This window comes from Paenibacillus sp. LHD-38, from assembly GCF_031157315.1.
Taxonomy (GTDB): domain Bacteria; phylum Bacillota; class Bacilli; order Paenibacillales; family Paenibacillaceae; genus Pristimantibacillus.
In genome coordinates this window covers 171198-195363 of sequence record NZ_JAVIFU010000010.1, presented here as the reverse complement: position 1 = coordinate 195363, position 24166 = coordinate 171198, and the positions used below count along the sequence as shown (strand labels likewise).

Genomic DNA, 24166 nt, shown 5'->3' with positions numbered 1-24166 from the left:
TTGCTTCCGATAGGCGCTGTGCAGTGCAGCAAACGTTGCGTTTGGAGCCTTTTTCCTTTACGATGAAGACATTAGAAAAAAACTTACATACACACAAGCAGTTGTCATATGAGGGAGGCCCTACGATGCCGAAGAAAGTGAAAGTATCTGAGCTCGTCAAACAATTTCAGCTCGAAATTATAGCTGGCGAGGACGGAATGAAGCGTGCGATTACGGTAGATGATTTATATCGTCCGGGTCTTGAAATGGCCGGTTATTTCCACTACCATCCAAGTGAGCGGGTGCAGCTGCTTGGCCGAACGGAAATCTCGTTCTTGAATATGCTGGGAAGCGAAGAACGCAAGGATCGGATGGTTCGCCTCTGCAACGAGGATACGCCATGCATTATTTTGACACGGGGATTGGAAGCGCCTCAAGAGCTTGTCGAGCAATCCAACGAGATGCAAATCCCATTACTGCGGAGCAACATTGCAACGACGATTTTATCGAGTCGAATTACTGATTTCTTGGAGAGAAAGCTCGCTCCTACGGCAACGATTCATGGCGTTCTTGTAGATGTATATGGCATAGGCATGCTCATTACAGGCGGAAGCGGCATCGGTAAAAGCGAGACGGCATTAGAGCTTGTCAAACGTGGACATCGGCTTGTTGCCGATGATGCGGTAGAAATTATGCAAACCTCGGACGCACAGCTGCATGGCAGCGCGCCCGAGCTTATCCGGCACTTGCTTGAAATTAGGGGACTAGGGATCATTAATGTTATGACGCTGTTTGGAGCAGGGGCAGTACGCACACAGAAGCGTATCGGCCTTGTCATTAAGCTTGAGAACTGGCAGCAGGATAAGCAGTATGACCGCCTTGGACTGGATGAGGAAACGACGAGAATTATCGAGACAGACGTTCCGCTCGTCACTGTACCCGTACGTCCAGGACGGAACTTGGCCGTCATTATCGAGGTAGCAGCGATGAATTTCCGTTTGAAACGGATGGGCTACAATGCGGCTCTGCAATTCACGAATAAGCTGACGGAAACGATTGCCGATGATATGGATGAATACGATTGAACCTAAAGGGGATATAAAAGAATGAAGACATTGATACTTAATCCAATTGCCTTCTCGTTAGGTGCAATCGAAGTGCATTGGTATGGCATTATTTTGGGAACGGCTGCTTTGGTCGGGCTGCTTCTTTGCGTGCAGGAAGGGAAGCGGTTCGGTATTAAGCCGGACTTCTTTATGGACTTGCTCCTGCTCGGCGTGCCTTCTGCCATTATCGGAGCGCGTATTTATTATGTAGCGTTCAAATGGGAAGATTACAAGGGTAACTTCGTTGATGTATTCAAAATATGGAACGGCGGAATTGCCATTTATGGCGCGATTATTGGAGCATTCATTTGCGGGTTCTTCTATTTCCGCTATAAGGGCTATAACTTCTGGCGCTTAGTGGATATTTGCGTACCCGGACTGCTTGCGGGCCAAATGATCGGGCGCTGGGGCAACTTCATGAATCAAGAGGCTTATGGCGGAGAAGTTTCCGAGGAATTCCTGCGCAATACGCTTCACCTGCCATCCTTTATCGTGGATCAGATGCTGGTTCAAGGCGTGTATCGCCACCCTGCGTTTTTGTACGAGTCGATATGGAGCTTAGTCGGTATTATCATCCTGTTCGTGCTTCGCCGTCAGAAGTTTCTGCGTGCAGGCGAGCTGATGGCCAGCTATTTTATCTGGTATTCTATCGGCCGTTTCTTCATTGAAGCGCTCCGTACCGACAGCTTGGCATTTAGAGGGCCATCATGGTTGGCTTCTCTCATTAATGGTTTATGGGCGCCGATGGAGGTTTTATTCAAACAAGGTTATTTGGACCCCGCTTACGGCAACATTAGGATTTCACAAGTACTGGCCTTGCTTTTGATTATCGGAGCCATCGTGCTCATTATCGTACGCCGCAAGACAGGTCTTGCATCCGCGTACTACCTGGATCCCATTACAACAAGCAAGCCAGAGCGTAATGGCGGCAATGATGCAAATTCAACAAGTGCAGAAAACAATACAGGTTCTATTAAAGAAGATGAAGGCAGCAAACGATAAGTGTAATTCAGGGAGGTTTAACGATGACGAGCATGATCAAAACGATGCTGTTCGATTTGGACGGCACAATTCTCGACACCAATGAGCTTATTATCCGCTCGTTCATAGAATCTTTGCAGGGCGTAGCACCTGAAGGCTTTGGAAGAGATCATATTATTCCGAGTATGGGAGAGCCTCTAACGGATCAAATGAAGCGGTTCTCAGGCCTCGAAGATGTCACAGATCTTGTCGCAGCCTATCGCGAAGTGAATTTGCGCCTGCATGATGATTACGTTAAATCATTCGATTACGTGAATGAAGTCTTTGCAAGGCTGCATGGACAAGGCATCCAAATCGGTGTCGTGACGACCAAAATGCGGCTAACCACGGAACGCGGGTTGAAGTTCGTTGGACTCTACGACTATGTAGATGCAATTGTAACAATTGATGATGTTATTAACCCTAAACCGCATGCGGAACCCGTGAGCAAAGCCATCGAACTGCTCGGAGCAGATCCGGCAACGACGTTGATGGTAGGCGACAGCGTGGTAGATATTGAATCCGCAATTGCTGCGGGCGCCATAGCCGTAGGTGTAGCATGGTCACTAAAAGGCGAACAAAGGCTCATGGATGCGGGAGCTCATCATGTGATCAATGACATGCGTGATCTTTATACGTTTGTAGGATTGGAGCGGGAGACGCTTGCGCAAAGTTGAACGATATCCAGTGGAAGGACCAAACGCGCTTTGGCAGGTGTATTCGACGGTAAGCCGTTTCAAGTCGGTCCGTAATTTCATCTTTATCCAGCTTGCGCGATACTGTCCGATCCTTCCGCTCAAAAATTGGATTTACCGCCGATTGCTCGGCATGAAGGTAGGAGAGCATACCGCATTTGCGCTTATGGTCATGGTCGATGTCTTCTTTCCTGAGCGCATATCGGTTGGCAATAATACGATTATTGGATATAATACAACGATTCTGACTCATGAGTATTTAATCAAGGAATACCGTCTCGGCAATGTCATTATTGGCTCTAATGTCATGATTGGTGCGAATACGACCATATTGCCCGGCGTGACGATCGGCGATTACGCGATAGTGGCTGCTGGCTCGGTTGTTCATAAGGATGTGCCCGCTTATGCGTTTGTCGGCGGCAATCCGATGCGGGAAATCAGACGGAGCGAGATGGTTACGCCAAACGAGTATGATGAGAGTGTCCGCAATATTTTAAATTAATGGGCTTTAAAAAGCTTCGTCCGCGCGAGTTCGTTTCGCAGCTGGCCGGGGCTTTCTTTTTGGTCCAAAGCGGGTGGCAGTTGGCTTGACGAAAATAAGCTTTTCATGCTAATATTACGACTAAACTCTTTATTTTGTTAGCATGGTAACATGGTATCGCTTTAAACCACTAAAGTAAACGAAGGTGAAATTATATGTCTAAACCAAAAGTATTCGAGAAGCCGATTGGCGTTAAAGATTATCTGCCTGGCGCTGTTGCAAAGCTGCGTCATATTGAACGCCAGGTTCTGGCCTGCATGCAGGGCTGGGGCTATGAGCAAATTATTACACCAACTATGGAATACTACGATACAGTGGGCGTAGCCAGCTCAACTTCGGACCAGAAGCTGTTTAAGCTTCTGAACAACCGCGGAACGACGCTTGTTCTCCGTTCGGATATGACGGCACCCATTGCTCGCGTTGTTTCGTCCCTATTGAAGCAAGCAGATTTCCCGCAGCGCTTGTCCTATCATTCTAATGTGTTCCGGGCTATTGAAGAGGAGGCGGGCCGCGAGGCAGAGTTCTTCCAAACCGGCGTTGAGCTTGTTGGGGATTCTTCGGCTGAAGCAGATGCCGAGGTCGTTGCGCTAGCGATTGCATCGCTCAAGGCAGCCGGCGTCGAGCGCTTCAAAATAGCTATCGGGCATGTCGGATTTCTAAACGGCTTAATGGAGGAATCGCTGCCAGGCCGCAAGGATGCTCAAGAGCAGCTGAAGAGCTGCTTGCTTGGCCGTGATTTCGTAGGCTACCGCGAGCAGCTTCGCTTGCTTTCGCTTGATGAATCTGTGAGGAACGAGCTTGAAGGCGTTCTGCGCTTGCGTGGAGGCCAAGAGATTTGCGATCAAGCGCTGCAGCTGAGCGTGGATGACCAAGCGCGGAAGTCGATTCGCCATTTGTGCGAAATTTGGGATGTGCTGAAGGCGTACGGCGTTTGCGAGCATGTGCTTATTGATCTGACGATGATCGGGGATTTCTCCTACTATACAGGCATGACCTTTGAAGGTTACGCTGCTGATCTTGGATTCCCGGTTGTAAGCGGCGGTCGTTATGACAATTTGCTGGCACAGTTCGGAAGACCGGCACCGGCGACGGGTTTTGCCCTTAAGACGACGCGTATTTTGGAGCTGCTCGGCGATAAAGCCGAAAGCGAAACGGAGCGGACGCTTGTTGTCTATGACACGAAGGGCCGCGGTGAAGCGCTCGTCAAAGCGCAGGAGCTGCGCGCGCAGGGCGTTAACGTTATAACGGAACGTTTGGATGACAGCAGCAACCTGCTTGATATTGGAATAAATTCGGATGAGGAGCAAGCGTTTGTTTATAAAGGTGTAGCATACACGGCTTTGCTGTCGTATGACGGTAGCGGAATTAAAGGAGGCAGCGCCACATGAGCGGACAGACAAAGGATATTTTGAAAGTGGCGATGCCGAAGGGCCGCATTTACAAGGTGGCGTCGAAGCTGTTCCGCGAAGCAGGACTGCCGATTCCGAGTGATTTTGATGATACGCGCAAGCTGATCATCGAGCTTCCTGAGGTCGGAATGGAGTTCATTATGGCGAAGCCGGTTGACGTTCCTACCTATGTGGAATATGGCGTGGCGGATATCGGTATCGTCGGCAAAGACGTGCTGATGGAGGAAAATAAGGACGTTTACGAGCTGCTTGATCTAGGCATAGCAAAATGCCGGATGTCCGTTATCGGCATGCCGGATTGGAAGCCGACGATGAATCCGCGGGTAGCTACCAAGTATCCGAATGTAGCTTCGGCGTATTTCCGTGAGCTCGGTCAGCAGGTAGAGGTTATTAAGCTTAACGGCTCGATTGAGCTTGCGCCAATGATCGGTTTGGCGGATCGGATCGTTGATATGGTGGAAACGGGCCAAACACTGCGCGAAAACGGACTTGTCGAGATGGAATCGATCTTCGGCATAACGAGCCGTTTGATTGCGAACCGGGTAAGCTACCGGATGAAAAACGATGTGATTCAAGGCCTATGCGACCGTTTGCAGGAGACGCTGGCTAAAAGGAATTTAGAGGCTGTTAACGGTGATTCCAAACGCTAAAGCAGAACGCTAAGGCTTATGCTGGCCGGATATTGCGTGCTGTATATTGCAGATAGATGAGCAGCACACACGTAATAAGCATGCTGATAGCGCGCTTAGGTGGGGAACGGTACTTAAAAGGATAATTTGAATGATAAAGCATGGAGAGTCATTGGAAGGAGTGGATAATATGCGTATTATGCGAGCGGAGCAGTTTGGATTGAAGCGCGAGGTGGAGTATGGAACACCGGAGCAAAATGAGTCGGCCTTAAGGATCGTTGCAGACGTAAAGGCCGAGGGGGATGCGGCGCTGCTGAGGTATACGGAGCAGCATGACCGGGTTAAGCTGGATGCGGCATCGCTGCGCGTGACGCAGGAGGAGATTCAGGCGGCGTATGCGCTGGTCGACGCCGATTTTCTCACGGCGATTCGCGAAGCGGCCGTGAATGTCCGTGTATTCCACGAGAAGCAAATGCGGACCTCGTGGATGGATCTGCAGCAGGACGGAACGCTGCTCGGGCAAATTATGCGGCCGCTGAAGCGGGTCGGCGTATACGTGCCCGGAGGCAAGGCGGCTTATCCGTCGTCCGTGCTGATGAATGTCATTCCGGCGCAGGTAGCCGGCGTGCCGGAGATTGTCATGGTGACGCCGCCTGCAACCGGCGGCACTGCGGGCATCGACCCGTATATTCTCGTTGCCGCCGCGGAAGCGGGCGTCAAGGAGATGTACCGGGTCGGCGGGGCTCAGGCCATTGCCGCGCTTGCGTACGGCACGGCCAGTATTGCTCCGGTCGATAAGATTTGTGGACCGGGCAACATTTATGTGGCGCTGGCGAAGCGCGCCGTATTCGGAGCCGTCGATATCGACAGTATCGCCGGGCCAAGTGAAATCGTCGTGCTTGCCGACGATTCAGCCGATCCCGCGTACATAGCCGCGGATCTGCTGTCGCAAGCAGAGCATGATGAGATGGCATCGGCGATCCTGGTGACGCCGTCGCAGCAGCTTGCGGAAGCTGTCGCAGCGGAAGTAGAACGCCAGCTGTCGACGCTGCCGCGCCAGGACATCGCTCGCAGCTCCATCGACAGCTATGGCGCTGTATTGCTCGTCGACTCGCTTGAAGCGGGTATCGACGTCGTCAATCAGCTTGCGCCTGAGCATCTGGAGGTGCTGACGGTTGATCCGATGCGCCTGCTCGGTTATATCCAAAATGCCGGCGCGATTTTCCTCGGGCCTTACAGTTCGGAGCCTGTAGGAGATTATTTTGCGGGACCGAATCACATCATACCGACAAACGGCACCGCTCGGTTCTCATCGCCGGTAAACGTCGACGACTTCTTGAAGAAGTCGAGCTTGATTTACTACAGCAAAGAAGCATTGCTTGCCAATGGCGAAAAAATCATGACGCTTGCGCGTCATGAAGGGCTCGAGGGCCATGCTCGCGCAATCGAGATTCGCCTGGAGAAGGAACGCGGTTAATGGAGGATGGCGCCGAAATGCGCCGTCTTTAATCACCTGTTTCCGCTGCTGTCCTACTTTGCTTCGACTAGCTGGCGGGCGTTTCAGCAGCGACAAAAAACGATTGATAAGGCAAACCGAAGTTACGGGCTACTTAGACGACCCGTTCATCCGAGGTTATGCCGTGAACGATATAATACAATAGGAAGAAGGAATGAAAGTGTCGGAAAATCGGGTACGTGAAGCATCGGTGGCACGCAAGACGAATGAAACGGACATTAAGCTTACATTTGCAGTAGACGGAACAGGCGAAACGAAAATTGATACGGATGTGCCTTTCCTTAACCATATGCTTGACTTGTTTACGAAGCACGGCCAGTTCAACCTGGAGCTGGAAGCGCGCGGAGATATCGACATAGACGATCACCACACGGTAGAGGATATCGGTATTTGCATCGGTCAAACGCTACGTGAGGCGCTTGGCGACAAACGCGGCATCAAACGTTATGCCAGCGTATTCGTTCCGATGGATGAGGCGCTTGCGCAGGTCATCATCGATGTCAGCAACCGTCCGCATTTCGAATACCGCGCTGAATATCCATCCGCGCAAGTAGGCAGCTTCTCGACGGAGCTTGTTCACGAGTTTCTGTGGAAGCTGGCGCTGGAGTCGCGCATCACGCTTCATGTAATCGTACACTATGGCAAAAACACGCATCACATGATTGAGGCGGTGTTCAAGGCGCTTGGACGTGCACTGGACGAAGCAACGAGCATTGATCCTCGCGTACAAGGAGTGCCTTCGACGAAAGGAGTGCTGTAGCATGATCGCAATCATCGATTACGGCATGGGCAACCTGCACAGCGTAAGCAAAGCTGTGGAGCGGCTTGGCTACGAGGCGGTCATTACCGATGATCCGCAGACGATTGCAGCTGCGGACGGAGCGATCCTGCCCGGCGTCGGCGCTTTTGGTGATGCAATGCAAAACCTGCGCGAAACGAAGCTGGATGAGGTAGCCAAAGCCTATGCGGCCTCCGGCAAGCCCATACTGGGCATATGCCTTGGCATGCAGCTGCTTTTTACGGAAAGCGAGGAGTACGGCACGAACAAAGGTCTGAACCTGCTCCCAGGCAAAGTGGTCCGTTTCGCCGGTGATTACAAAATTCCGCATATGGGCTGGAATAAGCTGTCGTTCCTGCAGGAGCAGTCGCCGCTGTTCAGCGGTTTGACCGAGGGACATGTGTATTTCGTGCATTCTTTCCATGCGAAGCCGGAGCAAGCCTCCGACCTGCTTGCGACGACCGATTATCACCAGCAGGTGACGGCGATCGTCGGACGCGGGAACGTATACGGCATGCAGTTCCATCCGGAAAAAAGCGGGGATCTGGGCATGCAGCTGCTTGGCAGTTTCCTGGCGCTTACCAAAAATAAGCAAGCTTAGCTTTTTTTAAATATAAGAAAGTATAAACTAAAGACGGCGTCAGCCGTTTACGCTTGTATAGCAGACAATAGACCGAGCTCGGCTAACGGGCAATAAGGAGAGGGAAACATGCTGGCAAAACGTATTATTCCGTGCCTTGACGTAAAGGACGGCCGCGTTGTGAAAGGCGTGAATTTCGTAAACCTGCGCGATGCAGGCGACCCCGTCGAACTTGCGGCTACCTATGACCAGGAGGGCGCGGATGAGCTGGTATTTCTGGACATTTCGGCTTCGGTCGAGGGGCGCGCAACGATGATAGAGGTTGTCAAACGGACGGCAGGCGAAATTACAATTCCGTTTACGGTAGGCGGCGGCATTTCCCATGTGGATGACATGAAGCGGCTGCTTCGCGCCGGCGCGGACAAAATCGGCATTAATACGGCGGCGGTATTGAATCCAACGCTCGTGCAGGAAGGCTCACGCAAGTTCGGATCGCAGTGCATCGTGGTGGCCATTGATGCCAAGTTCAACGCAGAGTGGGGTGAGTGGGAGGTTTATACGCACGGCGGCCGCAAGACGACGGGCATAAAGGCGCTGGAGTGGGCGCGTGAAGTGGAGCGTCTCGGCGCTGGGGAAATTTTGCTGACGAGCATGGATGCGGACGGAACGAAGGACGGCTTCGATATTAAGCTTACGCAGGCCGTTTCTGACTCGCTGGGCATCCCGGTAATCGCTTCGGGCGGAGCAGGAAGAATCGAGCACTTTAACGATGTGTTTCAGCAGGCCCATGCGGATGCGGCGCTGGCTGCGACTATTTTTCACTATAAAGAAATGACGATCCGGGAAGTGAAGGACGATTTGCGGTTGAAGGGAGTAGAGGTACGATGACGGAAAACAACCAGAGCGGGCTTATCTCGAAAATCAAATGGGACAACGCGGGGCTCGTTCCTGCCGTTGTGCAGGATGCGCAAAGCAAAGAAGTGCTTATGATGGCTTATATGAATAAGGAATCGCTGCAGCTTACCGTGGAGTCGGGTGTGACCTGGTTCTGGAGCCGCTCACGAAATGAGCTGTGGAATAAAGGCGCGACAAGCGGCCATACGCAGCGCATCGTTTCATTGGCCTATGATTGCGACGGGGACACGCTTCTCGTCAAGGTGGAGCAAAAGGGACCTGCTTGCCATACAGGCCGTTACAGCTGCTTCTTCAATGCGGTTGAAGTGAGCGGAAACGAAAATGTATCCTCAGCGGCTGCACCAACGTCTGCTGATCGCTTCGCAACGCTCGGGCAGCTGGAGAGCGTTATCGCAGAACGTTACGCAGAGCGCCCTGAGGGGTCTTATACGTCGTATCTGTTCGACAAAGGCGTGGATAAAATATTGAAAAAAGTTGGCGAGGAAGCGTCCGAGGTCATTATTGCAGCTAAAAACAAAGATAATGACGAGCTTCGCAGCGAGACCGGCGATTTAATTTTCCACCTAATGGTACTGCTACGCGAGAGAGGGCTGCCTTTCGATGACGTGATAAGCGAAATCAACAGCCGTCATGGGAAACCAACCACCAATAAAATGAGATAGGTCATCGCTTATCTCAAAATTCACAATAGAAAGGCCGGTACGCACATGTTTATCGATTACCATACCCATCACGCTCGCTGCGGCCATGCGGTCGGCGAGCTGGAGGAATACGTACGGAAGGGAATTGAGATCGGACTCGTGCAGCTCGGCCTTTCCGATCATATGCCGCTGCTGCATGTTGATCCAGCCACATACTACCCGGAGATGGCGATGCCTATGGATGAGCTTCCCCGTTATGTAGAGGAATGCCTCATGCTCAAGGAAAAGTACAAAGGGCAGATTGACATTCGCGTAGGTCTGGAGGGCGATTATATCGAAGGCTGCGAGGAGAAAATCGAAGCCATCGTGAAAGCTTATCCATGGGACTACGTGATTGGCTCCGTTCATTTCTTAGGCGAATGGGATATTACCGATTTCAGGCAAACGGCGGGCTGGGAAGGCCGCGACCGCATGGCGGTTTATGAGCAATATTACGATGCTATTGGAAAAGCGGCTGCAACCGGCTTTTATGACTACATTGGCCATATTGACGTGATCAAGCGATTTGGCTTCCAGCCAGAAGGCGATGTCAACCATTTGGAGAATGCTGCGCTTGAAGCGGTTAAGCGTCACGGCCTCGCCATTGAACTCAACGCTTCCGGCCTCCGTACGCCTGCCGCCGAGATGTTTCCAAGCCGCAGAATGCTGGAATACGCAAGGGATTTGGGCATTCCGCTGACCGTTGGATCGGATGCCCACCAGCCGGAAAGACTAGGTCAATACTTGGATCAAGCGTATGCTGTGCTTAAAGAAGTGGGATTCACGCAGCTGGCGACATTTAATTGTCGAAAATTAGTGATGATTGATTTTTGAAATATCGTAAATTACATGTATAATATAGAAGATCAAACAAGCTTTGTCGAATGATCCGACAAGGACGAGTACTAGTTCCGTAAAATTAATTGGTTTTAACGCTCAGGAGGGTATCATGTTAAGCGACAAGGTGCGTATTTTTTCGGGTTCGTCTAATCCGGTATTGGCTCAGAAAATCAGTGCAGAGCTTGGTCTGACGCTAGGCGCGATCAAGATGTCCCGTTTCAAAAGCGGTGAGATTTACGTGCATTATGAGGAAACGATTCGGAATTGCGACGTTTTTCTCGTACAATCATTCTCGCATCCGATCAACGAGCATTTTGTCGAATTGCTCGTTATGATTGATGCGGCGAAACGTGCATCCGCGAGAACGGTCAACATCATCATGCCGTACTACGGTTATGCGCGTCAGGAACGCAAAGCAGCACCACGGGAGCCGATCTCAGCGAAAATGCTGGCGGATGTGCTCACGACTGTTGGAGCGAACCGCGTAATCACAATCGACCTACATGCTCCAGCTATTCAAGGCTTCTTCAATATTCCGGTCGATCATATGACTGCGCTTGATCTTATCAGCGATTATTTGAAGTCAAAAAACATCAAGAACCCGGTTGTTGTCTCGCCGGATGCAGGACGTGCTTCAACTGCCGAGAAGCTGGCTAACTACTTGGATACATCGTTTGCGATTATGATCAAGAAACGCCCTGCGCACAATGAATCGGTTATCACACACGTTATCGGGGATGTCGAAGGTCAGACGCCAATCATTATTGAGGATCTGATCGATACGGGCTCTACGATTGTAAACGTTGTGGAGGGCTTGAAGGAGCGCGGCGCAGAGGATGTATATGTATGCGCGACGCACCCGTTATTCTCCGGCTCGGCCATTGAGCGTTTGGATCATCCAAATATTAAAGAAGTCATCGTTACAGACTCAATCAGCTTACCGGAATCAACGCCGGAACGCTTCAAAGTGCTTTCCGTTGCCCCTCTGCTTGCAGAAGCAACGCGGATCATTTTGGAGGGCGGATCCATCAGTACCTTGTTCAAAAGCAATGGCGTATAAGCGTTCGTTCTGAATGCTGAGCACACGAATTGAATAGCAATGACGCGGGAAATCGCGGGCGGCGTATTTGCTGTCCGCGATTTTGCCACATATTCTTTCATGTTCTCGAGTGTATGGCTATGGTATAATCGTAGAAAATCGGAAGTAACGGGAGGTGCCTTGCCAGTGAAAGAGAAGAAACGTGTTGCCGTAGATCAACAGACGAAAGTCATACCGGTTCAATGGGACGCGACGTTTTTTTTCGAGCGTGCGGTTCGGTCACTAGATCGATTCCATTATGACAAGGCACTTAAATATTTTCGTCGCGCCGTGGAATACGAGCCGGAAAATCCGGTAAACCATTGCAATATGGCCGGCATTCTTTCTGAAATGGGCAATTATGAGGAGTCGAATCGGATTTTAGGCTGGATTGTGAAAGAGCTTGATCCGACGATGACGGAATGCCATTTCTACATGGCGAACAATTTTGCTAATATGGAGCAATATGAAGCGGCTGAGGGCTCGCTTATTCGATATTTAGAAGAGGATTCGGAAGGGCAGTTTCTTGATGAAGCGGAGGATATGATGGATCTTCTGCATTACGAGCTTGAGCGTCCTACGCGTCTGACGAATATTAAATCGCGCGAGGGCATGGTCGAGCATGACTTGGCTCGCACCTTGCTGGAAGAAGGCAAATTCACGGAGGCTGTGCGCATTTTAGAAAAAATTATTGAAGGTCAGCCGGATTTTCTCGCTGCGCGCAATAATTTGGCGTTGGCCTATTATTATATGGGCATGTTCGAAAAGGCGATGGATACCATTCATGAGGTGCTTGAGCTTGAATCGGGCAACCTGCATGCGCTTTGCAATCTTGCTATTTTCTATCAGCACAAGAATGACGAGCAAAGCCTGCAGCCGCTTGTAGAGCTGCTTGCGAAGACCGTGCCGTTCCATCAGGAGCATGTGTTTAAACTGGCAACAACTATGGGCATCTTAGGAGAGCATGGTGCTGCTTATAAGCATTTTATTAGGCTTCTCAAAGACTCCGAGCTTACGCAGGATCCTAGTTTGTATCATTATGCCGCTGTCGCCGCTTGCAATATCGGACGTTTGCAGGAAGCAGAGCGGCTGTGGAAGCAAACGATAAAGCTCGATCCGAAATCGGGCATTCCTCATTATTATATGGAGCAGCTTGAGCTCGTTCGCAGCGGGGAGCAGACGGCATCCATCAGCTACCATTACCATCTGCCGTTTGAAGAGCAGTTCAAGCTCTGGGAGAAGTCCTCGGACGGCATTCCCGACCATCTCAAGCGTGATCCGCTTGTTCGTTCCTCATTTTTCTGGGCGCTGCGCCATGGCGACCAGCATACGAAGCTGCAGGTTATCCAGGCTTTAGGCATGATTGCCGACAGCGAGGTAAAGGACGTGCTGCAATCGTTTTTGATGGAGCGCGATGAGGATGACTACTTAAAGCGGATTGCAATCTTCGTGCTTCGTACGATGGGTGTTCAAGAGCCGCTGCATATCGTGCTTGAAGGGAAAGAAACGGTAATCGAACCGAATCGTGTTCCTTCGAGGCTTCCTGTGTGGGAGGAAAAATGGCAGGATGTTGTTGAAACGGCGCTCGGTCGCATGAGCAAGCAATACGACTTGGTCCAGCAGCATGATTTGATGACTTTATGGGTAGAGTTCTTGTCACGCGTATACCCGGACGTTCCGAAGCTGGCAAAGCCTGAGGGCTGGGCAGCTGCGTTAGAATATTTGACAGCTAAGATGCATCGGAGATCCATTTCGTACCATGAGGTTTCGCTTCGGTACGGGACTTCGATCGCAACAGTAAGCAAGAACGTCAAGCTGATTGACGAGGTTTGCGGCATCAAAGAGAAGATGAAGTCGATGAGCTCCGTCTTTTTCACGCAGGAATTGCAGGACGAATAAACTTTTACGAGGTGAATGTCTATGTACAAATCCATTATTATCGGTACCGGCCCTGCCGGACTTACAGCAGCTATTTACTTGGCACGCGCCAATATGAATCCGCTGATTATTGAAGGCCCTGAGCCAGGCGGGCAATTGACGACAACAACAGAAGTGGAGAACTTTCCTGGTTTTCCGGAAGGCATCATGGGTCCAGAACTCATGGAAAATATGCGCAAACAAGCGGAGCGCTTTGGCGCTAAGTTTATTACCGGCTGGGTAAACAGCGTGGATATGTCGGAGCGTCCTTTCAAGCTTCAGGTAGAAGGCCATGGGGAACTGGTGGGCGAGAGCATCATCATCTCTACAGGCGCATCTGCTAGATACTTGGGCATTCCAGGCGAGAAAGAAAATGTCGGAAAAGGCGTAAGCACCTGCGCAACCTGTGACGGCTTCTTCTTCCGCGGCAAGAAAATTATCGTAGTCGGCGGCGGCGACTCAGCGATGGAGGAAGCAAGCTTCCTTACGCGCTTCGCGACGAACGTTGAGCTGGTTAATCGTCGTGATGAACTGCGTGCTTCCAAGATCATGCAGGATCGCGCTCGTGAAAACGAGAAAATTAGCTGGAGCCTAAACCGTACACCGGTCGAAGTGGTAGCTACAGGCATGGGCGTTACGGGTCTTAAAGTCCGTGACAATGCAACAGGCGAAGAGGACGTTATTGAGACCGACGGCATTTTCATTGCTATCGGCCATACACCGAATACGAAATTCCTTGCAGGACAAATCGATACGGATGATCACGGGTATATTGTTGTGAAACCGGGCACAACCGAAACAAACATACCAGGCGTATTCGCTTGCGGCGACGTGCAAGACAGCAAGTACCGCCAAGCGATCACGGCAGCAGGCAGCGGTTGTATGGCTGCACTGGATTGCGAAAGATTCCTAGAAGGCGCAGTGACGCATGATTGGAGCAAATCGCTTTAATACTTGGCGATGAGCATCATAAGATAGAGTAAGGGGCTATACCGGCAGAGCGATTTGCTTGAAGGTATAGCCTTTTCGATAGCTGGGAGCACCCCTTTAAGCTATCTTGACCAGAGCATAAAGGTCGCTTATAGTGTTACAGAGAAGATTAACATATTGATGAGGTGGACTAGTGATGTCTGAAAAGATTTACGTTGGAGTCGATGTCGGCGGAACTGCTATTAAGTTAGGCATTTGCAATGCGGATGGACAATTGCTCCAGACGTATGAGGGGCCGACGGAAGCGAGTAAAGGAACGGACACTATCCTTCAAAATATTGCAAATTATGCACAGCAGATCGTAGCCGAATCAGACTATGATTGGGAGCAGGTTGACGGGGTAGGCGTTGGTATTGCAGGCTTCCTGGATATTCCGAACGGTATCGTGAAATTTGCGCCGAACCTGAAGATTGAGAATGTCAATCTGAAGGCTTATTTGGAGCAAGAGTTAAAGAAGACGGTTAAAGTTAACAATGATGCAAATGTTGCGGCACTAGGCGAGGCTTGGGGCGGAGCGGGTAAAGGCATCGCGCACTGCGTATGCTATACGCTCGGAACAGGCGTAGGCGGCGGCATTATTATAGAGGGTAAAATCGTTGAGGGCTATATGGGCATGGCAGGCGAGCTGGGCCATATGGCAATCGTGCCTGATCTTGAAGCCATACAATGCGGATGCGGCAAAATGGGCTGCTTGGAAACGGTATCTTCGGCGACCGGTATTATTCGCATGGCGAAGGATGCCGTTGAACGCGGTGACCGTACATCACTTTCCATGGTAGAAAACATCATGGCGAAGGATGTTCTCGACGCAGCGAAAGCAGGCGACGAGGTTGCGACGCGTATCGTGAACCGCGCTGCTTATTATTTGGGTAAATCCATGGCGATGATTGCGATCGTTTTGAATCCGCAATATTTTATCATCGGCGGCGGCGTTTCAAAAGCAGGAGATTTCTTATTCGATCAAATTCGCGAAGTATTTGAGAAGTATACGCAGGAGCAAGCGAAAGAAAATGTAAAAATCGTTGCGGCAACGCTTGGCAACAATGCGGGCGTAGTAGGCGCGGCAGGACTTATTCTAAGAGGTTAATCTTAAAAGCAAAAGCAGGCGATTAACGAAACGGCTTTGCTAGGGCAAAGCCAAAGCCAAAGCATATCCTTACGAAGTGACTTTGCTAACGCAAAGTCTAAGCATATCCTTACGAAGTGACTTTGCTAACGCAAAGTCTAAGCATATCCTTACGAAGTGACTTTGCTAACGCAAAGTCTTTAGGAGGTTTGATCATGGAAACGGCAGCAACAGTAGCGAAGCTTGTCATTATAACCGGGATGTCTGGCGCGGGCAAAACCATTGCTGTCCAAAGCCTAGAGGACCTCGGTTTCTTCTGCGTCGACAATCTACCGCCCGTTCTTATCCCGAAATTTGCGGAGCTGATCGAACAATCGAACGGTAAAATCGGCAACGTGGCGCTTGTTATTGATTTGCGCGGAAGAGAATTTTTTACGGCGCTTTCGGAGTCGCTCGCTTATATCAAGGAGCATTACACGATAAGCTGTGAAATCTTGTTTTTGGATGCTACAGACGGCGTACTTGTGCAGCGGTACAAAGAGAGCCGTCGTCGCCATCCGCTTGCCCCTGATGGTATGCCGCTTGAAGGCATTAAGAATGAACGCCGTCTGCTTGAAGATCTGAAAGGCTGGGCCTCTCAGGTCATCGATACGAGCATATTGAAGCCGGCTCATTTGAAGGAACGGATTATTTCTCACTTTACGAATCTCGAGCAAAACAGTCTTTCGATTAATGTAACCTCATTTGGCTTTAAATATGGGATTCCTATTGATGCGGATCTGATCTATGATGTTCGTTTCTTGCCTAACCCGCATTATGTCGAGCATCTGCGTCCGAATACCGGTCAAACTCCTGAGGTATACGAATATGTAATGAAGTGGCCTGAAACACAGCAATTCCTGACAAAGCTGTTAGACATGCTGCAATTCCTTATTCCGCTCTATCGCAAGGAAGGGAAAAGCCAGGTAGTTATTGGTATTGGCTGCACTGGCGGGAAGCATCGTTCCGTTGCCATAGCTGAATACTTGGGACGCATGCTCGGCAGCAGCGATACGGAACGTGTGCGTGTCAGTCATCGCGATGCCGAACGTGACAAGCATTGACGGGGTGAGAGAATGCAAAGTAGGCATAAGATACTGAGAAGACCGAAGATCGTTGTCATTGGCGGCGGTACAGGTCTCTCTGTCATGCTGCGCGGTCTTAAAGAGAAGCCGCTTGATATTACGGCTATTGTTACGGTTGCCGACGATGGAGGCAGCTCCGGCATTTTACGCAACGAGCTTCAAATACCTCCTCCAGGCGATATTCGCAATGTGCTGATGGCACTTGCCGATGCGGAACCGCTTTTGACCGAGGTGCTGCAATATCGTTTCAAAACGGTGCCGGGACTTGCAGGTCATAGTCTTGGTAATCTTATGCTTGCAGCGATGACGGATATATCCGGTGATTTTGTTACGGGTATCCGCGAGTTAAGTCGGGTTCTCGCTGTTCGAGGGCGGGTGCTTCCCGCCGCGGGTAAAGCGATTGTACTCAAGGCAGAAATGGTCGATGGAACGATTGTTACCGGCGAGTCCATGATCCCGAAGGCTGGCAAAGTAATTAAGCGTGTGTTTTTGGAGCCGCTGGATGTGGAACCGCTGCAGGAGGCGGTAGAGGCTATCGAGCAGGCAGACGCGATCTTAATTGGGCCAGGCAGCTTGTACACAAGCATTATCCCAAATTTGCTTGTTCCAAAGCTGGCGACTGCCATTGTAGAGTCTGAGGCTGTTAAGCTTTTTGTTTGTAATGTTATGACGCAGCCGGGCGAAACCGATAATTATTCGGTAGGTGACCATTTGGATGCGATACATACGCATATCGGCCATCATTTATTTGATTACGTAATTGTGAACGACGGCGAGATTCCGCCCCAAATCGAGAGCAAGTATGCGGAGATGGGTGCGAAGGCCGTTCATTTGGATTTGGATGCGGTAACGCAAAAGGGCTATGAAGTCATTGCGGATCGCCTTGTTTTATTCCGTACTTTTCTTCGGCATGATGCCGAGCGCTTAAGCCATCATATTTATAAACTGGTAGAGAACTGGATGATACGAAAGAGGTGATACACAATGTCATTTGCGGCGCAAACGAAGAAAGAGCTGACACTAATCGAGGCGGACAGCTGTTGTGAGAGAGCGGAGTTATCCGCGCTTATACGGATGAATGGTTCGGTTAGTGTGTCTAGCCGCAAAGTCGTTTTGGACATCTCAACGGAAAATGCCGCGATTGCCAGAAGAATTTATTCCCTGCTCAAAAAACATTATGAGATACACGTCGAGCTGCTTGTCCGCAAGAAGATGAGACTTAAGAAAAATAACGTGTATATCGTACGTATCCCTGCCGGGGTACAGGAAATATTGAGCGAGCTCAAAATTGTATCCGAAGGTTTTATGTTCAACCTTGGCATCGACAAGGAAATCATTCGCAAGCCTTGCTGCAAGCGCTCGTATCTGCGAGGTGCGTTCCTTGCGGGAGGCTCGGTCAATAATCCGGAGGGATCCTCGTATCATTTGGAGATTTCCTCGCTGTATCAAGAGCACTGTGAGTCCTTGGTTGACCTTGCGAACAAATTTGATCTAAACGCTAGATGCATTGAACGGAAAAAGGGTTTTATCTTCTATATCAAAGAGGGCGAGAAAATTATCGAGCTCCTCAATATTATTGGCGCGCATCAAGCCTTATTCAAGTTTGAAGATGTTCGAATCATGCGCGACATGCGCAATTCAGTTAACCGGATCGTGAACTGCGAAACGGCGAATCTGAACAAAACAATTGGGGCGGCAGTCCGGCAGATCGAGAATATCAAGCTGCTGCAGCGTGAAGTAGGACTAGAGAGCTTGCCTGACAAGCTGAAGGAAGTAGCTGAAATCAGACTTCAGCATCCGGATATGAATCTGACAGAGGTCGGCGAAATGCTGGGAGGAAAGGTCAGTAAGTCAGGCGTAAACCACCGTTTGCGCAAAATCGACGAGCTTGCGGAAAAAATCCGTGGCGTATGAACTTTCATCCTAGTGTATCAGCTGGTATAATGATATAATAATTCAAAATGGCTTTATTTATGAAGATAAGAATGCGAAGCAACAAGCAAATGCATTTTTGTCTTTGACCGGGAAAAGAGCTTTTGCAGCCAGTAGACGGCGATAAGCCGTATAAGCTTGTGCCGCATGCTAATGCTTAAGTAAAATATAGGGGGTATGGTTTCCATGACAAGGCTTCCGGTTGTTGTTCGTCTTAAGACGGGACTACATGCAAGACCAGCAGCATTATTCGTACAAGAAGCGAACAAATTTTCCTCCGAAGTATTTGTAGAGAAAGACGACAAAAAAGTGAATGCTAAATCCATAATGGGAATTATGAGCTTAGCAATCAGCTCAGGCACTGAAGTATCCATAAGTGCTGAGGGTTCGGATGCAGAACAGGCTGTAAACGCTTTAGTCGCTTTGGTAAGCAAAGAAGAGCTGGAAAACCAATAATTCATCACAAATTAAATAAAAGCCGTCCAAGGTCTTGATGACCAAGGGAGGCTTTTTTTAATGTTATGGGCAAGCGATATTTTAAAAAACAGGGCTATCCCTTAGGTCTATGCAGACCAGTAGGGATAGCCCTGTTCTGTAAAATGCACTGTTTCTTGTTATTAAGCAAGCTTCTCAATAACTTTATCGACAAGTCCGTATTCTTTGGCTTCGACTGCGCTCATAAAGTAATCGCGGTCTGTATCCTTCTCGATGCGCTCAAGCGATTGTCCGCTGCGCTCTGCCAGGATGCCGTTCAGCTTGTCGCGCATACCAATAATACGTTTCGCGCGAATGGCGATATCGCTTGCTTGGCCTTCTGCGCCGCCTAGCGGCTGGTGAATCATTACTTCGCTGTTCGGAAGCGCGTAACGTTTGCCTATAGCGCCTGCTGTGAGCAGGAAGGCACCCATGGAAGCGGCCATACCTACACAGATCGTAGACACATCAGGTTTAATGTATTGCATCGTATCATAAATAGCCATGCCTGCCGTAATCGAACCGCCTGGGCTGTTAATATAAAGGGAAATGTCTTTCTCTGGGTCGTCTGCTGCCAGGAAAAGCAATTGAGCGATGATGGAGTTGGCCACCACGTCATTTACACCGGATCCTAGAAAAATAATACGGTCTTTCAATAGGCGAGAGTAAATGTCATACGCACGCTCACCTCGATTGTTTTGCTCAATAACCATAGGAACGAAATTCATATCCAACGTAAGCCCCCTCCTAAAAAAACAATGAATGGTTAAATCGTATTATCATAATAACGGATGAAAAAGCAAAAGTCAAAGATAGTCAAACAAGTCCTAAAATCCCTTTCTTGATATAAGAAAAAAACCGTGATTGTCGGCGCTTGGATAAGGAAATACAGTGCTATCCGGGTCATATTTTCTGGGACTCAGGAAGGGAGTTTCGGGCAAGGAAACGATCTATAGAGGCAAAATAAAAAAACCGCTCCAGCGTATAGGAACGGTTTATCTGTATCATTATAGGAGTTGCAAGCCTAATCGGCTGAAATAGCGTAGTGGCGCGCCCGCAAGGAATCGAACCTAGATCTCAGCCTTCGGAGGGCTGCGTCATATCCATTGGACCACGGGCGCATTAGAAAATTGTCGCAAAAATTATTATATGATATTAAAGAATTTAAAGCAAGGGGCGTTCAAAAATTAAATTTGTTAAAAATGTGTCGGAAACCGTTTCCAAAGCGAAAACGACTATTGCTACAATCGGAAATTTCCGATAAACTAAAGGTGGGACTTGAAATGATACCGCGGGACGTATTAAGTCCAATGTATTTGAACCGAATACGCTTTAGGCCGATGGAGTGAAGGATGAGAGATGCGTCAGATCGTTGAACTGCAGCAGCAGCTTGTACCGGAACTGCTCGAAGTCATGAAGAAACGGTATTCGATCTTGCATCAAGTGATGCTGTCGGATTTAATCGGGCGCCGAACCTTGGCGACGGCATTATCGATGACGGAGCGGATGCTTCGGGCGGAGACCGATTTTCTGAAATCGCAGGGATTGCTCGAGATTCATTCGGGGGGCATGCGAATTAGCGATTCAGGCAAGCTTTTATTAGAGGAGCTTGAGCCATTATACAAGACGATGTTCGGACTATCCGAGCTGGAAGAAACGATACGCAGTCATTACGGATTATCGCAGGTCGTTATCGTTGCAGGCGATTCGGAAGTTTCAGCCCAGACGAAACGGGAGCTCGGCCGTGCAGCCTCTCAGGTGCTCAACAAGCTTATGCAGCCTAACGATGTCGTAGCGGTAACGGGCGGAACGACCATTGCCCAGGTATCGAATCAACTGGTAAGTTCCTCGCAGCTGAAAACGAACTTGTTCGTACCGGCTAGAGGCGGTCTTGGAGAGAGCTTGGACTACCAAGCGAATACAATTGCTTCGATGATGGCGAAACGCACAGGGGCTCAGTACAGGCTTCTACACGTGCCTGATCATCTCGGCGAGGAAGCGTTCGCGTCCATTATGCAGGAACCGAATATTAGGGAAATCGTGGATGTCATCCGCAGTGCTCGCATCGTTGTACACGGAATCGGAGATGCTATGGTCATGGCAAGACGCCGGCGTTTGGATCGGGAGATCATTGACGCTATGGAAGCTGAAGGAGCTTTGGCGGAGTCGTTTGGGTTTTATTTTGACCGCAAAGGCATTGTCGTGCACAAAATGCAAACGGTGGGGTTACGGCTCGAGGATATTGTGAAGACTGAAGTTGTCATAGGCGTAGCCGGCGGAAAGAGCAAAGGCGAAGCTATTGCGGCAATTATGCGGTTCGGACACAATGACGTACTCGTTACCGATGAAGCGGCTGCACTTGAAATGGTAGCGTTGATCGAGCAGGAGAAGGATTAAGCTTCTAACAGATTTTAAGGAATCATGATGATTTGCAAATGGCCTTCGGCCGCGCGCAAAACATCTTGAAATATATATTAATATCTTTTAAAAACGCTTAGGAGGAAATAAAAATGGTTAAAGTTGGTATTAATGGTTTTGGTCGCATCGGCCGTAACGTATTCCGCGCAGCACTGAACAACCCTGATGTTCAAATCGTGGCAGTAAACGATCTTACGGATACTGCAACATTGGCACATCTTCTGAAATACGATACAACACACGGTCAACTTGACGGTACTGTTGAAGCAAAAGAAGGCGCGCTTATCGTAAACGGACGCGAAATCAAAGTATTCGCAGAGCGCAACCCTGCTGACCTTCCTTGGGGATCCGTTGGCGTTGAAATCGTAGTTGAATCTACTGGTATTTTCACAGCGAAAGAAAAAGCTGAGCTTCACTTGCAAGGCGGCGCTAAAAAAGTTATCATCTCCGCTCCTGCAACGAACGAAGATATTACAGTGGTTATCGGCGTTAACGAAGAAAAATACGACGCTGCGGCACACACCATTATTTCCAACGCTTCATGCACAACTAACTGTCTTGCACCATTCGCAAAAGTATTGAACGACAAATTCGGAATCGTTAAAGGTATGATGACAACTATTCACTCATACACAAACGACCAATCCGTGCTTGACGTTCCTCACAAAGACTTGCGCCGTGCTCGCGCAGCTGCTGAGAACATCATTCCTTCTTCCACAGGCGCAGCAAAAGCTGTTTCACTTGTTCTTCCTGAGCTTAAAGGTAAATTGAACGGTATGGCAATGCGCGTTCCTACGCCTAACGTATCTGTAACTGACCTTGTTGCTGAGCTTAAAGTTAACGTAACAGTAGAAGAAGTTAACGCAGCATTTAAAGAAGCTTCTGAAGGTCCTCTTAAAGGCATCTTGAACTACAACGAATTGCCGCTTGTATCAAGCGACTACAATAGCGACCCTGCTTCTTCCACAATCGATGGTCTTTCGACTATGGTTGTTGAAGGCAACATGGTTAAAGTTATTTCATGGTACGACAACGAGTGGGGCTACTCGAACCGCGTAGTTGATCTTGCTGCTTACATCGCAAGCAAAGGTCTGTAAGCAAAGAAGGCGGACGGACCCGCGGCTTTCGCGCATGCGGAGCACAGGTCTTTGATTTGCGGCTTCTAGGAGACGTAAATCATGGGGGCGTTTCTTCTTTGAAGGAACGCCCTTCTTTTTTTTGTGGTTCAATAGCCATGCCTTTCCATAACACATTTTCGGGAGGTTTCATTGATGAATAAGAAAAGTGTACGTGATGTAGCAGAACTAGCTGGTAAACGGGTATTTGTTCGCGTTGATTTTAACGTGCCGCTTGAGGATGGTAAGATTACGGATGACAAGCGTATTCGTGAAACGCTTCCTACGATTAACTTCCTAATCGAAAAAGGCGCAAAAGTGATTCTTGCAAGCCACCTTGGCCGTCCGAATGGTCAAGTAGTAGAAGAGCTTCGCCATACGGCTTCCGCTGCGCGTTTGTCCGAGCTTCTTGGCAAGCAAGTAACGAAAGCTGATGAAGCTATCGGAGAAGCAGTTGAAGCACAAGTTGCCGCTTTGAACAACGGTGATGTATTGCTGCTTGAAAACGTACGTTTCTACGAAGGCGAAGAGAAAAACGATCCAGAACTCGCTAAAGCATTCGCTAAGCTTGCTGATCTGTTCGTAAACGACGCTTTCGGCGCCGCTCACCGCGCTCACGCATCAACAGAAGGCATCGCACATATCCTGCCTGCGGTATCGGGTCTGCTTATGGAGAGAGAGCTTGAAGTTCTAGGCAAAGCATTGAACAACCCTGAGCGTCCTTTCACAGCAATTGTTGGCGGCTCTAAAGTAAAAGATAAAATCGCAGTTATCGATAAAATGTTAGAAATTGCCGACAACGTTATTATCGGCGGCGGCTTGTCTTATACATTCTTTAAAGCGCAAGGCCATGAAATCGGTAAATCGCTCGTTGATAACAGCAAATTGGATTTGGCGCATGAGTTCATAGAGAAAGCAAAGAAACTCGGCAAAAACTTCTTGATTCCGGTAGATATCGTTGTTACTGACGATTTTAGCGCTAACGCTAACACGCAAATCGTAGACGTTGACAGCATTCCTGCTGATTGGGAAGGCATTGACATCGGTCCGAAAACGCGCGAGATTTATGCGGATGTTATCAAAAACTCGAAATTGGTAGTTTGGAACGGACCAATGGGCGTATTTGAAATCGAGCCATTCTCCCATGGTACAATAGCAGTTGCTAATGCATGCGCAGAGACTACTGGCTACTCCGTGATCGGCGGCGGCGATTCTGCTGCGGCAGCTGAGAAATTCGGTCTTGCTGACAAAATGGATTTCATCTCGACAGGCGGCGGCGCTTCCCTAGAGTTTATGGAAGGTAAAGTACTTCCAGGCGTTGTGGCACTTAACGATAAATAATAATTTTTACAAAAATAAAATGA

General features: G+C 49.3%; 24 protein-coding genes and 1 tRNA gene. 23 read left to right on the top strand and 2 right to left on the bottom strand.

The features are described 5' to 3' along the window. Nucleotides 1-125: 125 nt before the first annotated feature. The 20 genes from hprK (at nt 126) to RCO25_RS11170 (ending at nt 19251) form a co-directional block, all read left to right on the top strand. Nucleotides 126-1064: an HPr(Ser) kinase/phosphatase gene (gene hprK, locus RCO25_RS11265; RefSeq protein ID WP_308996245.1), complete on the top strand. Its 939-nt coding sequence runs from the start codon at nt 126-128 to the stop codon at nt 1062-1064. A 21-nt stretch (nt 1065-1085) separates the two neighbouring features. Next, nucleotides 1086-2087 (top strand): prolipoprotein diacylglyceryl transferase, encoded by a 1002-nt coding sequence (gene lgt, locus RCO25_RS11260; RefSeq protein ID WP_308996244.1) that lies wholly within the window; start codon nt 1086-1088, stop codon nt 2085-2087. A gap of 23 nt (nt 2088-2110) precedes the next feature. After that, complete coding sequence (ppaX, locus tag RCO25_RS11255) at nt 2111-2782, top strand: pyrophosphatase PpaX (protein ID WP_308996243.1); 672 nt, start codon at nt 2111-2113, stop codon at nt 2780-2782. Then, complete coding sequence (locus tag RCO25_RS11250; protein WP_308996242.1) at nt 2769-3302, top strand: acyltransferase; 534 nt, start codon at nt 2769-2771, stop codon at nt 3300-3302. Before ppaX ends, RCO25_RS11250 begins: the two co-directional genes overlap by 14 nt. Before the next feature lie 194 nt (nt 3303-3496). Beyond that, nucleotides 3497-4729 carry an ATP phosphoribosyltransferase regulatory subunit gene (locus tag RCO25_RS11245; protein WP_308996241.1) on the top strand — a complete coding sequence of 411 codons (1233 nt, stop codon included), beginning with the start codon at nt 3497-3499 and terminating at the stop codon, nt 4727-4729. Continuing rightward, entirely contained in the window at nt 4726-5400 is a 675-nt protein-coding gene (gene hisG, locus RCO25_RS11240; RefSeq protein WP_308996240.1) for an ATP phosphoribosyltransferase, read from the top strand. Before RCO25_RS11245 ends, hisG begins: the two co-directional genes overlap by 4 nt. 169 nt (nt 5401-5569) lie before the next feature. Beyond that, nucleotides 5570-6856, top strand: coding sequence for a histidinol dehydrogenase (gene hisD, locus RCO25_RS11235; protein WP_308996239.1), 1287 nt, complete (start codon nt 5570-5572; stop codon nt 6854-6856). A gap of 193 nt (nt 6857-7049) precedes the next feature. Next, nucleotides 7050-7655 (top strand): imidazoleglycerol-phosphate dehydratase HisB, encoded by a 606-nt coding sequence (gene hisB / locus RCO25_RS11230; RefSeq protein ID WP_054025926.1) that lies wholly within the window; start codon nt 7050-7052, stop codon nt 7653-7655. A 1-nt stretch (nt 7656) separates the two neighbouring features. Continuing rightward, a complete protein-coding gene (gene hisH / locus RCO25_RS11225; protein ID WP_308996238.1) occupies nt 7657-8274 on the top strand; it encodes an imidazole glycerol phosphate synthase subunit HisH in 618 nt (205 codons plus the stop codon). Nucleotides 8275-8382: 108 nt separating this feature from the next. Further along, nucleotides 8383-9141, top strand: a complete 759-nt coding sequence (gene hisF, locus RCO25_RS11220; protein WP_308996237.1) for an imidazole glycerol phosphate synthase subunit HisF — start codon at nt 8383-8385, stop codon at nt 9139-9141. Next, nucleotides 9138-9830 (top strand): bifunctional phosphoribosyl-AMP cyclohydrolase/phosphoribosyl-ATP diphosphatase HisIE, encoded by a 693-nt coding sequence (gene hisIE, locus RCO25_RS11215; protein WP_308996236.1) that lies wholly within the window; start codon nt 9138-9140, stop codon nt 9828-9830. The genes hisF and hisIE overlap by 4 nt, the downstream gene beginning before the upstream one ends. Nucleotides 9831-9875: 45 nt before the next feature. Beyond that, nucleotides 9876-10682: a histidinol-phosphatase HisJ gene (gene hisJ, locus RCO25_RS11210; RefSeq protein ID WP_308996235.1), complete on the top strand. Its 807-nt coding sequence runs from the start codon at nt 9876-9878 to the stop codon at nt 10680-10682. Nucleotides 10683-10797: 115 nt separating this feature from the next. Further along, nucleotides 10798-11748, top strand: coding sequence for a ribose-phosphate diphosphokinase (locus RCO25_RS11205; protein WP_308996234.1), 951 nt, complete (start codon nt 10798-10800; stop codon nt 11746-11748). A 165-nt stretch (nt 11749-11913) separates the two neighbouring features. Next, complete coding sequence (locus tag RCO25_RS11200) at nt 11914-13665, top strand: tetratricopeptide repeat protein (RefSeq protein WP_308996233.1); 1752 nt, start codon at nt 11914-11916, stop codon at nt 13663-13665. Between the two features lie 21 nt (nt 13666-13686). Continuing rightward, nucleotides 13687-14634 carry a thioredoxin-disulfide reductase gene (gene trxB, locus RCO25_RS11195; RefSeq protein WP_308996232.1) on the top strand — a complete coding sequence of 316 codons (948 nt, stop codon included), beginning with the start codon at nt 13687-13689 and terminating at the stop codon, nt 14632-14634. A 175-nt stretch (nt 14635-14809) separates the two neighbouring features. After that, nucleotides 14810-15760: an ROK family glucokinase gene (locus RCO25_RS11190; protein ID WP_308996231.1), complete on the top strand. Its 951-nt coding sequence runs from the start codon at nt 14810-14812 to the stop codon at nt 15758-15760. A gap of 194 nt (nt 15761-15954) precedes the next feature. Next, nucleotides 15955-16842, top strand: coding sequence for an RNase adapter RapZ (rapZ, locus tag RCO25_RS11185; protein WP_308996230.1), 888 nt, complete (start codon nt 15955-15957; stop codon nt 16840-16842). A gap of 12 nt (nt 16843-16854) precedes the next feature. After that, nucleotides 16855-17841 (top strand): gluconeogenesis factor YvcK family protein, encoded by a 987-nt coding sequence (locus RCO25_RS11180; RefSeq protein WP_308996229.1) that lies wholly within the window; start codon nt 16855-16857, stop codon nt 17839-17841. Nucleotides 17842-17847: 6 nt separating this feature from the next. Continuing rightward, entirely contained in the window at nt 17848-18777 is a 930-nt protein-coding gene (gene whiA / locus RCO25_RS11175; RefSeq protein ID WP_308996228.1) for a DNA-binding protein WhiA, read from the top strand. Between the two features lie 204 nt (nt 18778-18981). Continuing rightward, nucleotides 18982-19251: an HPr family phosphocarrier protein gene (locus RCO25_RS11170; RefSeq protein ID WP_028609180.1), complete on the top strand. Its 270-nt coding sequence runs from the start codon at nt 18982-18984 to the stop codon at nt 19249-19251. A 161-nt stretch (nt 19252-19412) separates the two neighbouring features. Here the strand turns inward: RCO25_RS11170 and clpP are convergent, their stop codons facing one another. Continuing rightward, on the bottom strand, nt 19413-19997 hold the full coding sequence (gene clpP / locus RCO25_RS11165; RefSeq protein WP_308996253.1) for an ATP-dependent Clp endopeptidase proteolytic subunit ClpP: 585 nt from the start codon (nt 19995-19997) through the stop codon (nt 19413-19415). A 318-nt stretch (nt 19998-20315) separates the two neighbouring features. Beyond that, nucleotides 20316-20390, bottom strand: a tRNA-Arg gene (locus RCO25_RS11160). A gap of 238 nt (nt 20391-20628) precedes the next feature. Here RCO25_RS11160 and RCO25_RS11155 point away from each other — a divergent pair. From RCO25_RS11155 to RCO25_RS11145, 3 genes are all read left to right on the top strand, one after another. Next, nucleotides 20629-21666, top strand: coding sequence for a sugar-binding transcriptional regulator (locus RCO25_RS11155; RefSeq protein ID WP_308996227.1), 1038 nt, complete (start codon nt 20629-20631; stop codon nt 21664-21666). A gap of 113 nt (nt 21667-21779) precedes the next feature. Then, the gene (gap, locus tag RCO25_RS11150) at nt 21780-22784 is read left to right on the top strand and encodes a type I glyceraldehyde-3-phosphate dehydrogenase (protein WP_308996226.1); all 1005 of its coding nucleotides are present in this window, start codon (nt 21780-21782) and stop codon (nt 22782-22784) included. A 174-nt stretch (nt 22785-22958) separates the two neighbouring features. Next, on the top strand, nt 22959-24143 hold the full coding sequence (locus RCO25_RS11145) for a phosphoglycerate kinase (protein ID WP_308996225.1): 1185 nt from the start codon (nt 22959-22961) through the stop codon (nt 24141-24143). The last annotated feature ends 23 nt before the right edge of the window (nt 24144-24166 follow it).